Raw genomic sequence first — 16955 nt, 5'->3', positions numbered from 1 at the left:
TCGCCTGTTTTCGGGCCAATGCTGCCGCTTTCGCCTTGGCCGCTGCCGCCGCCTTTTGCTTCGCTATATCCGTTTCATCTTCCGGCTTCTCCGCACTTTCAGCTTTCGCCTGTTTTCGGGCCAATGCTGCCGCTTTCGCCTTGGCCGCTGCCGCCGCCTTTTGCTTCGCTATATCCATTTCATCTTCCGGCTTCTCCGCAGCTTCCTCTTTCGACCGTTTTCGGGCCAATGCCGCCGCTTTCGCCTTGGCCGCTGCCGCCGCCTTTTGCTTCGCTATATCCATTTCATCTTCCGGCTTCTCCGCAGCTTCCTCTTTCGCCCGTTTTCGGGCCAATGCCGCCGCTTTCGCCTTGGCCGCTGCCGCTGCCTTTTGCTTCGCTATATCCGTTTCACCTTCCGCATCCGCACTTTCAGCTTTCGCCTCTTTTCGGGCCAATGCTACAGCCTTCGCCTTGGCCGCTGCCGCTGCCTTTTGCTTCGCTAAGTCTTCCTTTTCACTCATCTATATCACCCGCTTTCCGGTTTTCGCCTCGTAACGGATTTTTTCTTTTAACTTATTGATCCCATAAATAAGTGCAGCTGGGTTTGGGGGACAACCCGGTATATATACATCGACAGGTACAATTTGATCTACCCCTTTGACCACTGAGTATGAGTGAACATAAGGCCCACCAGCGGTTGCACAGGATCCCATTGCAATTACCCATTTAGGTTCTGGCATTTGTTCATATAATCTACTTATTATTGGAGCCATTTTTTTCGTTACCGTTCCGGAAACAATCATGACATCCGATTGTCTGGGTGATGTACGAAAAAATGACCCGAATCTGTCCAAATCATAATGTGATGAGCCGACACCCATCATTTCAATTGCACAGCATGCCAAGCCGAAAGTCATTGGCCAGAGTGAGTTACTTCTAGCCCAGCCTTTTATTTGTTCAAGTGTGGATAAAAAAATACTGTGTCGCATTTCTTCCATTTCTGCGGGGGTAAGTTCATCCAATTTCAATTCCACTTTAACACCTTCTTTTTCCAAGCGTAGATTAACCCTAGCATAAGGATCAGGACAAAAAACAGCATTTCAATCAATGCAAACAGTCCGAGTTCATCATAAGCGACCGCCCATGGGTAAAGAAAAACCGTTTCCACGTCAAATATGACGAACATCAATCCGAATAGATAATACCTGACATTGAATTGAACCCTTGAATCCTGAAAAGGCTCGATTCCACTTTCATAAGTCGTATATTTCATATCTGTCGGTTTAAAAGGCCTTAGCAGTCTACCAAGATATAAAGCGATCACAGGCAATAAAATGCCGAGACAAAGGAAAACAAATACAATTAAATAATTATTTTGGTAAATATGCAGCTGTCCCATGTTCATCTCCTTTATGGATAAATCATGTTAAATGGGTTCAATTTAGATTTGCTTGTCTTCTTTTTGGATACCTTTTAAATATTATGCAGGGTGACATTCTTTTAGAAGCAACGTGAAAGGAGGGGTATGAAGCAATAATTGTAAGCGTATACATTATAGCATTAGGCTAAAAGCATGTCGACGAGTTGAGGATTAAAATGGAAAATACTTTACTCTATAATTCGACTTTTTTTTCATCCTACAACCTTTTTTATTAAATATTACTATCCTCAAAAACCTTTTGGTTTAAAAAAACACCTAATCATACCACGAATGGCTTGATCAGGTGTTTTCATCAATTAAAGTTATCGCATTTCTGCAATTTGGATTCGGTTGATTGCACGTTTAAGCGCTAAATCAGCTCTTTTGGCATCATTTGATCCATCATTGTTCTGCAATCTTTGTTCAGCACGGGCTTTTGCTGCTTGAGCACGTGCAAGATCGATAGTTTCAGCTCTTTCAGCAGATTGAGCCAAAATGGTTACCACATCAGGGCGAACTTCCAAGAAGCCACCATTTACAGCTACATAGTCTGTGTTGCTTCCATTTTTAAGACGGACAGCACCGATGGTAAGAGGAGCTACAGTTGGAACGTGTCCAGCCATAATTCCAAGCTCACCGCTTTTAGCTTTAGTGCTTACCATTTCAACTTCTGCATCATATACTGGGCCATCGGGAGTAACAACATTGACTTTAATGGTCTTCATTTCATTCCCTCCTAGGTCCCTTTAATTAAGCCATTTCTTTTGCTTTAGCAACAACTTCTTCGATGCGGCCAACTAGACGGAAAGCATCTTCAGGAAGTTCGTCATATTTTCCAGCTAGGATATCTTTGAATCCTTGGACTGTTTCTTTAACTGGTACGTAAGATCCTTTTTGACCAGTAAATTGTTCAGCCACGTGGAAGTTTTGTGACAAGAAGTTTTGAATTCTACGAGCACGGGCAACGATTACTTTTTCGTCCTCGCTTAATTCGTCCATACCCAAGATCGCAATAATATCTTGAAGTTCTTTATATTTCTGTAAAGTTGATTGAACTTGACGAGCCACTTTATAGTGCTCAGCTCCAACGACTTCTGGGCTAAGGGCACGAGAAGAAGAAGCCAATGGATCAACTGCAGGGTAAATACCCATTTCAGAAAGTTTACGCTCAAGGTTAGTTGTTGCATCCAAGTGAGCGAAAGTTGTAGCTGGAGCCGGATCCGTATAGTCATCGGCAGGTACATAGATCGCTTGAATGGATGTAACAGAACCTTTATTGGTAGATGTAATACGTTCTTGTAATTGACCCATTTCTGTAGCAAGGGTTGGTTGGTAACCTACCGCTGAAGGCATACGGCCTAGAAGGGCAGAAACCTCAGAACCTGCTTGTGTGAAACGGAAGATGTTATCGATGAAGAAAAGAACGTCTTGTCCTTGTTCGTCACGGAAATATTCAGCCATTGTCAAACCACTTAGAGCTACACGCATACGTGCACCTGGTGGCTCGTTCATTTGTCCGAATACCATCGCTGTTTTCTTAATAACACCAGAATCAGTCATCTCGTAGAAAAGGTCATTTCCTTCACGAGTACGCTCACCTACACCAGCGAATACAGAGATACCGCCGTGCTCTTGTGCGATGTTATTAATAAGTTCTTGGATAAGTACAGTTTTACCAACACCGGCTCCACCGAAGAGACCGATTTTACCACCTTTGATGTAAGGAGCAAGTAAATCTACTACTTTAATACCAGTTTCAAGAATTTCAACTGTTGTTGATAAATCCTCAAAAGTTGGTGCTTGTCTGTGAATTGGATCACGGCGCACCTCTGCTGTAAGTGGTTCAAATAGGTCAATGTTTTCCCCTAATACGTTGAAAACGCGGCCTAGTGTTACTTCACCTACAGGAACGGAAATTGGAGCTCCTGTATCAACAGTCTCTGCACCACGGGTTAAACCATCAGTGGAAGACATTGCTACAGTACGAACTGTATTATCACCTAGTTGAAGGGCTACTTCAAGAGTTAGTCCTGTACCAGACGCTGTATTTTCGATTCTTAACGCGTTATAGATCTTAGGAAGTTGTCCGTCTTCGAATTTCACGTCAACAACCGGACCCATAACTTGAGTAACGCGTCCTATATTCATCGTTTTCCCTCCTAACGTTGCTTATAACGACAATCTAGTTTATGGAACGGCCAAGCATCGTCCGGTCCGACCGTCCCTTTAATGATTTTATTCTAAAGCTGCTGCACCGCCGACAATCTCAGTAATTTCTTGAGTAATTGCGGCCTGACGTGCACGGTTATATTGCAATGAAAGTGAATCAATCAATTCTTTAGCATTATCGGTCGCATTTTTCATTGCAGTCATACGTGCAGAGTGCTCACTTGCTTTACCATCTAACAAAGCACCATAAATTAAACTTTCTGCGTACTGAGGCAGTAATACCTCAAGAATTTCTTCTGCATTCGGTTCAAATTCATAAGAAGTCATTGCTGCATTGGAAGTATTAAAGTCAGCTAACGGAAGGACTTGCGTTTCCGTTACATCCTGCTGGATTGGGCTGACATAATGGTTATAGTACATGTAAAGCTCATCACACAGTTCATTTAGATACAAATTCACTGTTGATTTAGCAAGGGAGCTAATGTCAGCGAAAGAAGGCTGATCAGGAACTCCAGTTACTTCAAGCTCTACGTGCATGTTACGGCTGACAAAGAAATCACGGCCAACCCTTCCGATTGCGATAATGACGAACTCATCATTGGATTTATGGCGTTCAAGAATGGTTTTATGAACGTGGCGAAGGATACTACTATTGTATGCTCCTGCCAATCCGCGGTCCGATGTGATTACCAGGTAACCGGTCTTCTTCACTGGACGCGAGACAAGCATTGGATGAGATGCACCCGTACTTCCGTTCGCAATACTTGATACTACTTCTTGAATTTTATCCATATATGGAACATATGCTTTAGCATTAGCTTCAGCACGGTTCATTTTAGAAGCAGATACCATCTGCATCGCTTTTGTAATTTGACTCGTCTTTTTCGTTGAAGTAATCCGAGACTTAATATCGCGTAAAGAGGCCATTCATTCTCACCACCCTTTATAAATTAGTTAGACCTTATTATTCAGAAATAACGAAGTTCTTTTTGAATTCGTTAATTGCAGCAACGATAGCAGCATCTTCAGGAAGACCTTTAGTTGTGCGAATGTGATCTAATAATTCCGGATGAGAACGATCTAGGAACACATAGTATTCTTCTTCAAAACGAAGGATATCCGATACTGGAATATCATCTAAATGACCTTTAGTCAATGCATAGAAAATCATGACTTGTTTTTCAACTTTGATCGGTTTGTTTAGATCTTGTTTTAGAACCTCAACTGTACGAGCACCACGGTTAAGTTTTGCTTGAGTTGCAGCATCAAGATCAGAACCGAATTGAGAGAATGCTTCCAATTCACGATAAGAAGCCAAGTCTAGACGTAAAGTACCAGCAACTTTCTTCATCGCTTTAATTTGTGCAGATCCACCAACACGGGATACGGATAGACCAGCGTTAATCGCAGGACGTACACCCGAGAAGAACAAATCGGATTGCAAGAAGATTTGTCCATCAGTGATGGAAATTACGTTTGTTGGAATGTAAGCAGAGATGTCGCCTGCTTGTGTTTCAACAAATGGAAGCGCAGTGATTGAACCGGCACCTAAAGTGTCATTCAATTTAGCTGCACGCTCAAGTAAACGGGAGTGCAAGTAGAATACATCCCCTGGGAATGCTTCACGACCTGGAGGACGGCGAAGTAGCAAGGAAAGTTCACGGTATGCAGATGCTTGTTTAGAAAGATCATCATATACCACAAGAACGTGCTTGCCAGCGAACATGAACTCTTCACCCATAGTCACACCAGCATATGGCGCTAAGTATAAAAGTGGTGCTGGTTGAGAAGCTGAAGCAGATACAACGATTGTGTAATCCAATGCACCATTTTTACGTAGTGTTTCAACAGTTCCACGAACAGTTGATTCTTTTTGACCGATAGCCACATAGATACAAATCATATCTTGGTCAGCTTGGTTAAGGATTGTATCGATCGCAACTGATGTTTTACCAGTTTGACGGTCACCGATGATTAACTCACGTTGTCCACGTCCGATAGGTACTAGCGCATCGATTGCTTTAATTCCTGTTTGTAATGGTTCATGAACAGATTTACGGTCCATAACACCTGTAGCAGGGCTTTCGATTGGACGAGTTTTTGTTGTAGCGATCGGACCAAGACCATCCAAAGGTTGTCCTAGCGGATTCACGACACGTCCGATTAATTCTTCTCCAACTGGTACTTCCATGATACGGCCAGTACGGCGTACTTCACTGCCTTCTTGAATGTCTCTGAATGGTCCAAGAATAACAACACCTACGTTATTTTGCTCAAGGTTTTGTGCTAATCCCATTGAACCATTAGAAAATTCTAAGAGCTCCCCAGCCATTGCATTGTCTAAACCATGAACGCGAGCGATACCATCACCAACAGTGATTACTGTACCTACATCGCTTACTTTAATTTCCGACTGATAGTTTTCAATCTGCTTTTTAATCAGCGCACTGATTTCTTCAGCTTTGATGCTCATGAATTTCACCCCTATCTGTGAATATTAACCTAATAGTTGTTTGCTAAGGCGATCAAGCTTCCCACGTATCGTTCCGTCATAAATACGGTTACCGATTTGAAGTTTGATACCGCCAAGAATATTGCTATCCGTAACATTAGTGATACGCAAATTACGTTTGCCGATCTTTGCAGCAAAAGCTGAAGACACAGCTTCCGCTTCAGCTTCAGTTAATGGATTTACTGTATAAACAGTCGCATCCGCAACTGAATTTTCTTCATTCGCAAGTTCAATGAACTCTTGTGCCATGGCAGTCACTTCACTTGTACGATGACGCTCCACCATTAACATTACAGTGTTTCGAACGGAAGACGAAAGACTTGCAAATGCATTTGCAAGCATTGTATTTTTTGCATCTCTAGTCATTTTAGGATGAGCCAAGAAGCTTAATAGATCTTTATCATTTGTGAAAACTTCATTCACTATGCGAAGCTCTTCTTCAAGTTGGTTAATGAGATTTTGCTCTTTCGCAATTTGGAAAAGAGCTACAGCATAACGTCCTGCTACAGTTATATCGCTCATTTACCTTCTCCTGCCTCTTGAATATATTCATTGATTAGTTTTTCTTGATCAGCTGATGAAAGTTCTTTCTCAATCACCTTAGAAGCGATCATGACAGATAATGAAGCTACTTGCTCGCGTAAGGCGGCAACTGCTTTTTCTCTCTCTTGAACGATTTCACGTTTTGCTGATTCTTTAACACGTTCAGCCTCTGCACGCGCTTGATTAATAATATCTTCGCGTTGTGCTTCGCCTTGTTGCTTAGCATTCTCTATAAGTTGTCCCGCTTCAGTGCGAGATTGTTTTACGATTTCACGCTGTTCTTCTAAATATTTCAGTGCTTCTTTTCTGCTAACTTCAGCTGCTTCAATTTCATTCGCAACATGCTCTTCACGTTCTTTCATGATGCCCATTAGCGGACCCCATGCAAACTTCTTAAGCAACGCTAACAAAATAATAAAGATTACAAGCTGGTATATGATATCCCCACCATTAAAGTGGACTGCTTGACCAAGAACAAAATTGCTTGTTAACACGCTCGGTTCACTCCCTTCATGAGATTCACTATTGAAGTTCTGTATTTTCGATTGACAGTATCACTGCCATAAATGTTCACTTTAACACAGAGCAATGGCGAAGGGTCTCCTTGGATCATCTTCGCCATTATTGAACTTTTTCAAGTTATCTTATTTACCCATTACAATAAACGCGATAACTACAGCGATGATTGGAAGTGCCTCAACTAATGCAATACCAACGAACATTGTAGTTTGAAGCATACCACGAGCTTCTGGCTGACGAGCCATTCCTTCAATTGTACGCCCAACGATAAGACCGTTACCAATACCCGCACCTAGTGCACCTAATCCAACTGCGATAGCAGCAGCTATAAGACCTAAAGAACCTGTCATGATAAATTTCCTCCTTGAAATGTTGTTTTATTTTTTTCATCAATATAATGTTCTAAATGAACAATATTTATAATTAATGGTCGTCACTTACTTTATGGGAAAGATAAACCATCGTTAACATAGTAAAGATAAAAGCTTGAATGGAGCCGACAAAGATACTAAATCCTTCCCAAGCTAACATCGGTAATGCAGCAGTGGCCGCACCCACAACACTACTTGTTCCTAGTCCAGCAAGTAAAGTTAATAGTAACTCACCCGCATAAATATTCCCGTAAAGCCGCAATCCTAGAGTTAACGTATTAGCGAACTCCTCAATAATCTTTAACGGAAACAAGAAACCCATTGGTTGGACATAAGTTTTGGCATAATTTTTCATGCCTCTCATCTTGATACCATAATAATGAGTTAAACCCATTACCATAACTGCCAAGGTTAAAGTTATTGCTGGATCTGATGTAGGTGATTTCCACCAAAGTTCATGCCCTATTACAATCGAGAACGGCAATCCTAACATGTTTGAAACAAATACGTACAATATTAATGTCATTCCTAACATAAGGAACTGACCACCCGTACGCCAATCCATATTGCTGTTGATGATGTTTTTCACAAAATCCATAACCCATTCGATAAAGTTTTGGATTCCTGTTGGCTTCATCGCAAGTTTTCGAGTTGCTGCTACAGCAATAATGAAGACAATGAGACTTGCGATAGTCATCATAAGAACATTAGCCAAGTTGAAATGTATTCCAGTATCCATAAATTCCCACATAGGAGCTTCATGATTCAACAGTATTCACCTCTCTTCTTTACTACCTACGTATGTTTTGCATAAAATAATCTATCATAATGACAAAGTAAACTGTCATTAATCCCATTACCACGCAGACCACTTGAAACTCGTCAGGATATCTCAATGCAATAATTGCAGCTAAACCCGCTACAGACATTCTAGTTAAACTACCAAGGGAGCGCGTTTTCTTACCTTCGGCAACCTCTTGAGCGAACTTTTTGTTTTTTTTGACCATTGACCAGAATATAAATAGGCTGAAGGCAGTTCCAAGCAATAATCCCTGGAAGACTGAATCATGTGAAGTGAAGCCCACCCCAAGTACATAAATACCCATTAAATACAACATGTATTTTAGCTGCCTATTGAACATTTTTTCCAATTCTAGCATTTTGTCATGTAATCTCCCTAGAAATATTGTAGTATCTGTGTTTAGCTAGGAGAATTTGCCCGTAACAAGTCCAAATAGAAGGTCAAAAACTCACTTCTATTTGACACGTTATTAACGTATGAAACCCCTCTCATTTTACATCCTTAGTTAGCATACAATAGGCTAGAATCAATGTCAATGAGTGGTTAGTGAAATTTGTCACAGGTTTGTAATTATTAACGAATTGTTCACAAATTATCTTTTTTCTTCTATTGACATCCGTTTTATTTTACTTATTGTCCTCTGTTCACTCAATAAGTAACGTCTTTTCTATCCGATCTTCCCTTCCGCCCCTTCTCGCAAATATTATCGCTTTATACACTCCTTTAGGCGGCAAGTCCTTTTTCAATACATCTTTTTTGATCAAACCGGAAGGTGCCGATCTCGACCAATCCAAATATCCAGCGAATTTCAAGGTATCCTCCTCATATAGGGCAATACCGAATTCTTCAGCCCCCAGCGGAAGGTACATTTCGTATCGATATGTGCCAGCCTGGTCCCCTTGGCCAAAATCAAATCCCATTACCCTTGGATAATCAGGCTCTTCTTTTACATATAAATAAGGAAGTGATATTCTTTTGGTTCCTTCCATTATTATGAGGTATCCATCAAAGACTCCCTTTTTAAGCTCGGCTGGGTTGACCTGCAGTCCCACTTTAATCTGTTTCTTTTCCTTTGGATTTAATGTAAGGGATTTCGGCAATTCCCAAGTGAGCCCTGTCTCTTTTAATGGGACCATAAAAGAGTACTTCCTCATTTTCGTTCCGGTATTTTCTATGACTATCGTTTCATGATGCTCTTCAATTCCTTCTTTCTTTGTGTACATTCCAAAGGACAATGAGCTAGGATTCAAGAGCGTGTCCGCTTTTAATGCTTCGTCGACCTGAATGCGTCCAGCCCCCTGTTCATATGTGTGATAAAATTGATTCGCAGATTTCCTCAATGGCTTTGAAGTGCTCATCAATGCAGATTTCACTTGATCAGGAGTCCAATCCGGGTGTTTTTGCAGGATTAACGCGACTGCTCCTGCAACATGCGGTGCGGACATACTTGTTCCATCCAAGGACATATATCCTTTAGGAACGGTGCTTTCAATTTCCACTCCCGGTGCCAATACGTCAGGCTTTATTCCCCATGATACAGTTACCGGTCCCCTTGAGCTAAAATCAGCGAGCCTATCCTGCTCGTTCTTATAAACAAATTGAACGGTTTTGCTTTGCCCTTGCTCCATGATTTGCTTAAGCTGCATTCCATCTCTTCTATTAATAGAAGCAGCTGGGATGTTCATTTCCTTTTCCAAGCTTCCAGTAAAGGTACCGCTCGTATTATTATAAACAATTACCCCCTTTGCACCTGCCTTTTCTGCATTGGATACTTTCTGCTGGAAGGTAAGTGTGCCTCGTTCCATCAAAACAATCTTATCCCGAACATGTTTCAGGTCCTTTTCATTACCCAGTCCCCCATATATGACATCCTCGGAAAACGTCAGGTTCCATTTTTTAGAGCCTTGAAACAAGGTTAAATGCGATTGATGCTTTTTCGATCCAAGTCCGTAAATCATATACGGAACCCTTAAGGGAGGAGTCGATGCCCCAACGGAAATCGCTTTTTCCGCTGTTCCGGGTGAGCCGACGGTCCATACAGCCGGACCGGAATTCCCATTTGATGTCACGGCAACTATTCCGCTTTCCACAGCCTTATTCAATGCAAGGGAGATAGGCAAATCAGGGCCATTGACGTTATTGCCAAGAGAGAGGTTCAATACATCCACCTTATCCTTCATGGCTGACTCAATAGCCGTCAAGACTTGATCCGTATCTCCTGCTCCACCTGGTCCCAAAGCTCGATATGCATATATCTCCGCCTCTGGTGCGACACCTTTCATTTTTCCATTGGCTGCAATGATGCCTGCCACATGAGTACCGTGTAATGTATTCAGGTCGCCTTGATTTTTGGTTTCCATCGGGTCTTCATCACCATCAACCAGATCCTTGCCACCTTTATATGCTCGTTGCAAATCTGGATGTGTATAATCAATGCCAGTATCGATTATCCCTACTTTTACCCCTTTCCCGGTTATCCGGTGATTCTCCTTATCAAAGAAACCCCTGACCCTGCCTCCTCCTATGTACGGGACACTTTCATCCAACACGGCTTGATAAACGGATACTTCCGTTACAGCCTGAATTTCGTCCTCCTTTTTAAGTTGTTCTATCTCATTCATCTTCCCATGAAGGGAAAATCCATTCAGGGCAACCGAATAAACATTCCGTAATTGAAGGGATGGGTATTTTTCAAGCAGTTTTTCGATCTTTTCCCGTTGAAACGCCTTATCCATCGTGACAACAACCGTTACTTCCTTAGATTCTGATAGTTTTGGTAAAGGCGGCAGAATGACGGATGCCAATCCCTTTTCATTTTGATAAATAAATACAAAAAGGAAAACAAACACTAGAAACGTTTTCTTTCCCAACATAATCATCCCCTTAGCAGTTATCTTTTCTCAACAACCTTGGAGTATGCAAATAAAAAAAGGAAAAGCGCATGGCTTTTCCTTTTTTATGAGTCAAATCTAGTTGGTGGCATATTTATTTGCTTAAAATAGTAACGGATGGCTTCAGCTATGCGGACCGAAGCGTTTCCGTCCCCATATGGATTTGAAGCTTTGGACATTTTTTCGTGCACCTCTTGATCCGTGAGCAATTCATGTGCCAAATTATAAATGGTTTGTTCATCAGTACCCGCCAACCTTAAGGTTCCAGCCGCAATCCCCTCAGGACGTTCCGTCGTATCCCTTAAAACCAGGACAGGTACACCAAGTGACGGTGCCTCTTCCTGGATTCCTCCAGAATCAGTCAAAATCAGATAGGCTCTTGAAGCGAAGTTATGGAAATCCAGAACATCCAGCGGCTCGATCAAATGAATCCGCGGATCGTCGCCGAGAATTTCGTTCGCCAATTCCTGAACAAGAGGATTTAAATGGACAGGATATACCACTTGAACATCATCATGCTCAGCAATGATTTTCTTCACGGCCCTGAAGATATTCCTCATGGGTTCACCTAGATTTTCCCTGCGATGGGCGGTAAGCAAAATGAGCCTGTCTTCTCCAAGTCCATTTAAAACCGGATGTGAATAAGTGGACCGTACAGTCGTTTTTAAAGCATCGGTTGCCGTATTTCCCGTCACGAAAATATTATCCTTCTTGTTTTCGTTAAGCAGATTCTCCTCCGCCTTCGAAGTCGGTGCAAAATGCAAATCCGCCAGCGTACCGGTAAGCTGTCGATTGATCTCTTCCGGATAAGGGGAATACTTATTCCAGGTGCGCAGCCCTGCTTCTACATGCCCAATGACAATCTGATTATAAAAGGCAGCCAGACTTGCGACGAACGTTGTGGTTGTATCTCCATGTACAAGAACAATATCAGGCTTAGCTTCCTTCATTACGGAATCAAGACCATTTAATGCTCTTGTTGTAATGTCAGCAAGCGTTTGCCTTTCCTTCATTATGTCCAAGTCATAATCCGGCTGAATGGAAAATAGTTCGAGAACTTGATCTAACATTTGACGATGCTGAGCCGTAACAGCAACGATCGGCTTGAAATGTTCTGGGTGTTTTTGAAATTCGAGTACTAAGGGAGCCATTTTGACAGCTTCTGGTCTCGTCCCGAAAATGGTCATGACTTTTATCGGTTTGTTCATTCGTGACACCTCAGCTTCTTTCCTTATTTTGTGCCGAATAAACGATCTCCTGCGTCTCCAAGACCTGGAACGATATAACCATGTTCATTCAGTTTTTCGTCAAGGCCAGCAATATAAATATCAACATCTGGATGGGCTTCTTTTAATGCGTCCACACCCTCTGGAGCTGCAATCAAACACATGAATTTAATATTCACTGCACCGCGCTTTTTAATGGAATGGATCGCTTCGATTGCTGATCCGCCAGTGGCTAACATCGGGTCAACAACAATGCATTCCCTTTCTGCCAAATCACTTGGCATTTTCGCATAATATTCAACAGGTTTCAAAGTTTCAGGATCACGGTAAAGGCCAACATGTCCGACCTTTGCAGCAGGAATCAGCTTAATGATTCCGTCCACCATCCCGATGCCTGCACGTAAAATCGGGACGATTCCCACTTTTTTACCAGAAAGCATTTTCACTTTCGCCGTGCTTACAGGCGTTTGGATTTCCACCTCTTCGAGCGGCATATCCCTCGTGATTTCAAATGCCATCAATGAAGCGACTTCATCCACTAGTTCACGGAATTCTTTTGTTCCTGTATTTATATCACGTATATAGGCTAATTTGTGTTGAATTAACGGGTGATCGAAAACATAAACTTTTCCCATTTAGCATCTCTCCAATTCCATTGCTTAGTTTTGCGCTTTTTTATGATTTCCCTAATCGAATAGAAAAATTTTCGTGTCTTTTTAAATTCACTTCAACCTATTTTACAGAAAAACGATTCAATCTTCAATAAAGGTTTAGATGTCAGACCTATTTTCACTATTCGGATTCTTCTCACATACTGACTCCCATAAGGTATAAAAAAACCGCTCCCTTTAGAAGGAAGCGGCTCAAGAATATTACAATGAAGGATATAATTCAAATTTGTTCGCTAATGTTTCAACACGCTGTTTTGCTTCTTCAAGTTTAGCTGCGTCCTCATTATTTTTCAAAACAAGTCCGATGATTGCAGCTATTTCATCCATGTCATCCAATCCGAAGCCACGTGATGTCACTGCCGCAGTCCCAATACGAATACCACTTGTAACGAATGGTTTTTCCGGGTCATAAGGAATCGCATTTTTGTTAACGGTAATACCGATTTCATCCAAAACATGCTCTGCGATTTTTCCCGTTAATCCAGTAGAGCGAACATCAAGAAGAATCAAGTGATTGTCCGTTCCATCAGAAACAAGTGTGAACCCTTCTTTCTTCAAACCTTCGCCCAAACGTTTAGCATTGTCGATGATTTGTTGTGCATACACTTTAAAATCATCTTGAAGCGCTTCTCCGAATGCAACAGCCTTAGCTGATATGACATGCATCAATGGACCGCCTTGAATTCCAGGGAAGATGGATTTATCGATCTTCTTACCGAATTCTTCTTTACAGATGATCATTCCGCCGCGTGGTCCGCGAAGTGTTTTATGAGTAGTTGTCGTTACAAAGTCAGCATAAGGAATTGGGCTTTGGTGTAAACCAGCCGCAACCAAACCTGCGATATGTGCCATATCGACCATTAAATAAGCACCGACTTCATCTGCAATTTCGCGGAATCGCTTGAAATCAATTTCCCGTGGGTATGCACTTGCACCCGCTACGATCAATTTCGGTTTGTGCTGACGAGCTTTTTCCAAAACATCATTGTAATCGATACGGTGATCTTTTTCGTCTACACCATATTCAACGAAGTTGTAGTTAACACCACTGAAGTTAACTGGGCTTCCATGTGTTAAATGACCTCCATGCGAAAGGTTCATTCCAAGCACTGTGTCGCCGGTTTGAAGCACTGTAAAGTAAACGGCCATATTGGCTTGAGCTCCAGAGTGCGGCTGTACGTTCACATACTCCCCGCCGAAAATTTCTTTCGCACGCTCACGTGCTAGATCTTCAACGATGTCTACATACTCACATCCGCCATAGTAACGTTTTCCAGGGTATCCTTCTGCATACTTATTAGTTAAGACCGACCCTTGTGCTTCCATGACAGCTTCACTCACGAAGTTTTCAGAAGCAATAAGCTCAATTTTACTTCTTTGACGCCCTAATTCCAGTTGAATTGCGTTAAACACTTGCTCATCTTGCTTTGCTAAACGATTCATTCCGTAATTCCTCCTCAAATTGTGCGTGATTCGCTTTTTAGTATTTATGTGCAACATGCCTTCAAAAAAGCATGAAAAAGCCTTACCAATAATTATTAGAAAATTCTACTCCATTTTAACATGTCTAATTTAGAAGTGATAGTCTAATTTTATCGAACATTAAATGTTTTTTTATTTAAAAATGTTCGTATTTGACATCAAAATCATGGTAAATAGCCCTTTCACCCTATATTTAACAAGCGAAAACTCCATTCTATTAGCACTCCCAAATAGAGATTTTTCTTGTGAACCTTAGCTTTAGCTTTACGATTTTGAACAGATTCTATTAAAAAACAGCATTCCCCATCCGAGAAATGCTGTCTCACTTACCTTAAGTACAACTCTTGTTTTCAGAGATGTCCTGATAAACGGCCCGTTCCCCGCCAATCAGTTTCGGGCGGGTTTTGGCCATGGTCACATGTGCATGTCCTATTTCTTTAATGGCAGAGCGGATTGGAACCGCCACATGCTTCAGATGCATGCCAATGAAGGTGTCCCCAATGTCTATCCCCGCATCCGCTTTAATATGTTCAACGACGACAGCATCTTTCCATTGCTGATAGGCGTACGTCGCCATCGATCCCCCAGCTGTCCTTACAGGTACAACCGAAACTTCTTCATAATCATATCGAATCGCGGTTTCCCTTTGCAAAACCAACGCCCTGTTAAGATGCTCACAACATTGATATGCAACCTGAACACCCGTTTTCACTTGAAAATCCCTCACTACGGAAAAAATCATCCCTGCAACATCGAGCGTCCCATCAGTACCGATCCTTTTCCCGATCACTTCACTTGTACTGCAGCCTATTACCAGTAGCTGTTTCTCTTTTAAAGCCGTCTGTTCTTGAAACTCATGTAAAAGCTCCCGAAACTGGTTTTCCCATATCTCAAGCTCATTTGAGAATGTAGCATCACTTATCATGAAAACGCATCCTTTCAAAAAGAAAACTTGCTATCAAAAGAAAAGGGGTCTCTCCAAAAACCATAAAAATTAGCTTTGTTTACCTTCATACTCCGCAATCTTCCCAATCCTGTTTTGATGACGTCCGCCTTCAAATTCCGAAGTCAGCCATGTTTGTGCAATTTCCCTGGCCAGACCCGGGCCAATGACACGTTCCCCCATCGCTAACATATTGGTATCATTATGCTGGCGGGTCAACTTCGCACTATAGACATCATGAACCAACGCACATCTAATTCCTTTAACCTTATTAGCAGCGATGCTCATTCCGATTCCAGTTCCACAGATTAAAATGCCCCGATCGAACTCACCGCGTGCCACTTTTTCAGCAACCGGCAAGGCATAATCAGGATAATCCACCGAAGTAGTGCATTCACAGCCAAAGTCCTCAAATGGAATCTGTAACTCATTCATTAAATTCTTTATTTCTTCACGGATATGTATACCACCATGATCAGAAGCAATCGCAACTTTCATCATAATCCTCCTCTAGCTTTTTCAATTGATTTTATTGTGTCACAAAATTATGAAAAGATAAAGGATGTCCATCCTTTTTCCCCCTCAAAGAAGCAGGAAACCGCCTTGGGTTTCCTGCTGTAAAATGTCAAGAGTGAAGCGGGTAATGATCCTGTTCAACTTTTCCGCTTGTACTTTAAGTTCCATTGCCGATTTTTCGACATTTCCCATGACTATGAGCTTGTTCGCTTGTCAGCTGTCACTTCTTCCGCTCCAGCAGATGTTTCTTCTGCAATAGCAGCAACTTCTTGTGCTGCCTTGATCGTACACTTTCCAATTGACGGTCAACAAGCTTAGTAATATCTTTTACTGCAGCGACCACATTATGTACCCTGTTTACTTTTTAAGCCTTAAGACTAATTCTTCAATTAATTCCTGCAGCTCCCTGAACGTTTCCCGATAAATGCCTTCAGAACCGCCAAACGGATCTATTATGTCCTTATCATAATTATCATCAATAATGAATTCTTTTAAAGTAAAAGTCTTATCGGCCATCTGGGGATATGCACGGGTAATGACCGATTTATGCCCTTCCGTCATGGTGAAAATATGAGTCGCCCATTCCATTTCCTTCTCGGATAAAGGCGTTGAATGATGATTATGCACTATATCATTTTCAACCAATACATTTTTTGCATGCGTTGAAGCATCCTGGCCTGATGAAGCATACACGCCAGCGGACTTCACTTCAACGCCCGCAATATTTTTATTTTTCAATATCGCTTCTGCCATCGGGCTTCTGCATGTGTTGCCTGTACATACAAATAATACACGGATCATTTATGACGCCTCCTTTTTTATTCATTATAAGCTATCGCCCGTTTATTATAGTCAAAAAAATCACTCTCAACATGTCTTAGGAAAAAATAAAACCGCCCCGGTAATCGG

19 protein-coding genes and 1 pseudogene are annotated in these 16955 nt (G+C 41.8%); all 20 read right to left on the bottom strand.

Annotated features, from left to right (window positions below; translation table 11 throughout):
• Positions 1 to 502: pseudogene (locus ACQKMF_RS12355) on the bottom strand (NADH-quinone oxidoreductase subunit C); the annotation flags it as partial.
• A complete protein-coding gene (locus ACQKMF_RS12350) occupies positions 503 to 979 on the bottom strand; it encodes a NuoB/complex I 20 kDa subunit family protein (protein ID WP_170946902.1) in 477 nt (158 codons plus the stop codon).
• Between the two features lie 26 nt (positions 980 to 1005).
• Positions 1006 to 1380 (bottom strand): NADH-quinone oxidoreductase subunit A, encoded by a 375-nt coding sequence (locus ACQKMF_RS12345; protein WP_427573431.1) that lies wholly within the window; start codon positions 1378 to 1380, stop codon positions 1006 to 1008.
• A 344-nt stretch (positions 1381 to 1724) separates the two neighbouring features.
• Positions 1725 to 2126 (bottom strand): F0F1 ATP synthase subunit epsilon, encoded by a 402-nt coding sequence (locus ACQKMF_RS12340; RefSeq protein WP_034315803.1) that lies wholly within the window; start codon positions 2124 to 2126, stop codon positions 1725 to 1727.
• Between the two features lie 25 nt (positions 2127 to 2151).
• Positions 2152 to 3549, bottom strand: coding sequence for a F0F1 ATP synthase subunit beta (atpD, locus tag ACQKMF_RS12335; RefSeq protein WP_352924052.1), 1398 nt, complete (start codon positions 3547 to 3549; stop codon positions 2152 to 2154).
• 87 nt (positions 3550 to 3636) lie between these two features.
• A complete protein-coding gene (locus ACQKMF_RS12330; RefSeq protein ID WP_034315808.1) occupies positions 3637 to 4497 on the bottom strand; it encodes a F0F1 ATP synthase subunit gamma in 861 nt (286 codons plus the stop codon).
• A gap of 37 nt (positions 4498 to 4534) precedes the next feature.
• Complete coding sequence (gene atpA / locus ACQKMF_RS12325) at positions 4535 to 6043, bottom strand: F0F1 ATP synthase subunit alpha (protein ID WP_034315812.1); 1509 nt, start codon at positions 6041 to 6043, stop codon at positions 4535 to 4537.
• Between the two features lie 24 nt (positions 6044 to 6067).
• Positions 6068 to 6604: a F0F1 ATP synthase subunit delta gene (locus ACQKMF_RS12320; protein WP_096339142.1), complete on the bottom strand. Its 537-nt coding sequence runs from the start codon at positions 6602 to 6604 to the stop codon at positions 6068 to 6070.
• Positions 6601 to 7119 (bottom strand): F0F1 ATP synthase subunit B, encoded by a 519-nt coding sequence (gene atpF, locus ACQKMF_RS12315; RefSeq protein ID WP_057278186.1) that lies wholly within the window; start codon positions 7117 to 7119, stop codon positions 6601 to 6603. Before atpF ends, ACQKMF_RS12320 begins: the two co-directional genes overlap by 4 nt.
• Before the next feature lie 150 nt (positions 7120 to 7269).
• On the bottom strand, positions 7270 to 7494 hold the full coding sequence (gene atpE / locus ACQKMF_RS12310; protein ID WP_034315818.1) for a F0F1 ATP synthase subunit C: 225 nt from the start codon (positions 7492 to 7494) through the stop codon (positions 7270 to 7272).
• Positions 7495 to 7567: 73 nt separating this feature from the next.
• Positions 7568 to 8284, bottom strand: a complete 717-nt coding sequence (gene atpB / locus ACQKMF_RS12305) for a F0F1 ATP synthase subunit A (protein ID WP_402943338.1) — start codon at positions 8282 to 8284, stop codon at positions 7568 to 7570.
• Between the two features lie 22 nt (positions 8285 to 8306).
• On the bottom strand, positions 8307 to 8675 hold the full coding sequence (locus ACQKMF_RS12300) for an ATP synthase subunit I (RefSeq protein ID WP_402943335.1): 369 nt from the start codon (positions 8673 to 8675) through the stop codon (positions 8307 to 8309).
• Between the two features lie 286 nt (positions 8676 to 8961).
• Positions 8962 to 11187, bottom strand: a complete 2226-nt coding sequence (locus ACQKMF_RS12295) for a S8 family serine peptidase (RefSeq protein ID WP_402943332.1) — start codon at positions 11185 to 11187, stop codon at positions 8962 to 8964.
• An 86-nt stretch (positions 11188 to 11273) separates the two neighbouring features.
• Positions 11274 to 12416 (bottom strand): non-hydrolyzing UDP-N-acetylglucosamine 2-epimerase, encoded by a 1143-nt coding sequence (gene wecB, locus ACQKMF_RS12290; RefSeq protein ID WP_427573423.1) that lies wholly within the window; start codon positions 12414 to 12416, stop codon positions 11274 to 11276.
• 23 nt (positions 12417 to 12439) lie between these two features.
• Positions 12440 to 13069 carry a uracil phosphoribosyltransferase gene (upp, locus tag ACQKMF_RS12285; protein ID WP_101223839.1) on the bottom strand — a complete coding sequence of 210 codons (630 nt, stop codon included), beginning with the start codon at positions 13067 to 13069 and terminating at the stop codon, positions 12440 to 12442.
• Between the two features lie 237 nt (positions 13070 to 13306).
• Positions 13307 to 14548 carry a serine hydroxymethyltransferase gene (gene glyA / locus ACQKMF_RS12280; protein ID WP_101223840.1) on the bottom strand — a complete coding sequence of 414 codons (1242 nt, stop codon included), beginning with the start codon at positions 14546 to 14548 and terminating at the stop codon, positions 13307 to 13309.
• A 370-nt stretch (positions 14549 to 14918) separates the two neighbouring features.
• On the bottom strand, positions 14919 to 15512 hold the full coding sequence (locus ACQKMF_RS12275; protein WP_427573418.1) for a TIGR01440 family protein: 594 nt from the start codon (positions 15510 to 15512) through the stop codon (positions 14919 to 14921).
• Positions 15513 to 15581: 69 nt separating this feature from the next.
• On the bottom strand, positions 15582 to 16028 hold the full coding sequence (gene rpiB, locus ACQKMF_RS12270) for a ribose 5-phosphate isomerase B (RefSeq protein ID WP_101223842.1): 447 nt from the start codon (positions 16026 to 16028) through the stop codon (positions 15582 to 15584).
• An 84-nt stretch (positions 16029 to 16112) separates the two neighbouring features.
• On the bottom strand, positions 16113 to 16238 hold the full coding sequence (locus ACQKMF_RS12265) for a hypothetical protein (RefSeq protein WP_260358792.1): 126 nt from the start codon (positions 16236 to 16238) through the stop codon (positions 16113 to 16115).
• A gap of 165 nt (positions 16239 to 16403) precedes the next feature.
• Positions 16404 to 16847 carry a low molecular weight protein arginine phosphatase gene (locus tag ACQKMF_RS12260; protein ID WP_260358793.1) on the bottom strand — a complete coding sequence of 148 codons (444 nt, stop codon included), beginning with the start codon at positions 16845 to 16847 and terminating at the stop codon, positions 16404 to 16406.
• Between the last annotated feature and the right edge of the window lie 108 nt (positions 16848 to 16955).

Origin of the sequence: Peribacillus sp. NPDC101480, assembly GCF_050277335.1 — a bacterium.
Classification (GTDB): domain Bacteria; phylum Bacillota; class Bacilli; order Bacillales; family DSM-1321; genus Peribacillus.
The sequence above is the reverse complement of the archived record's forward strand: the minus strand, read 5'-3'. Positions and strand labels throughout refer to the sequence as shown.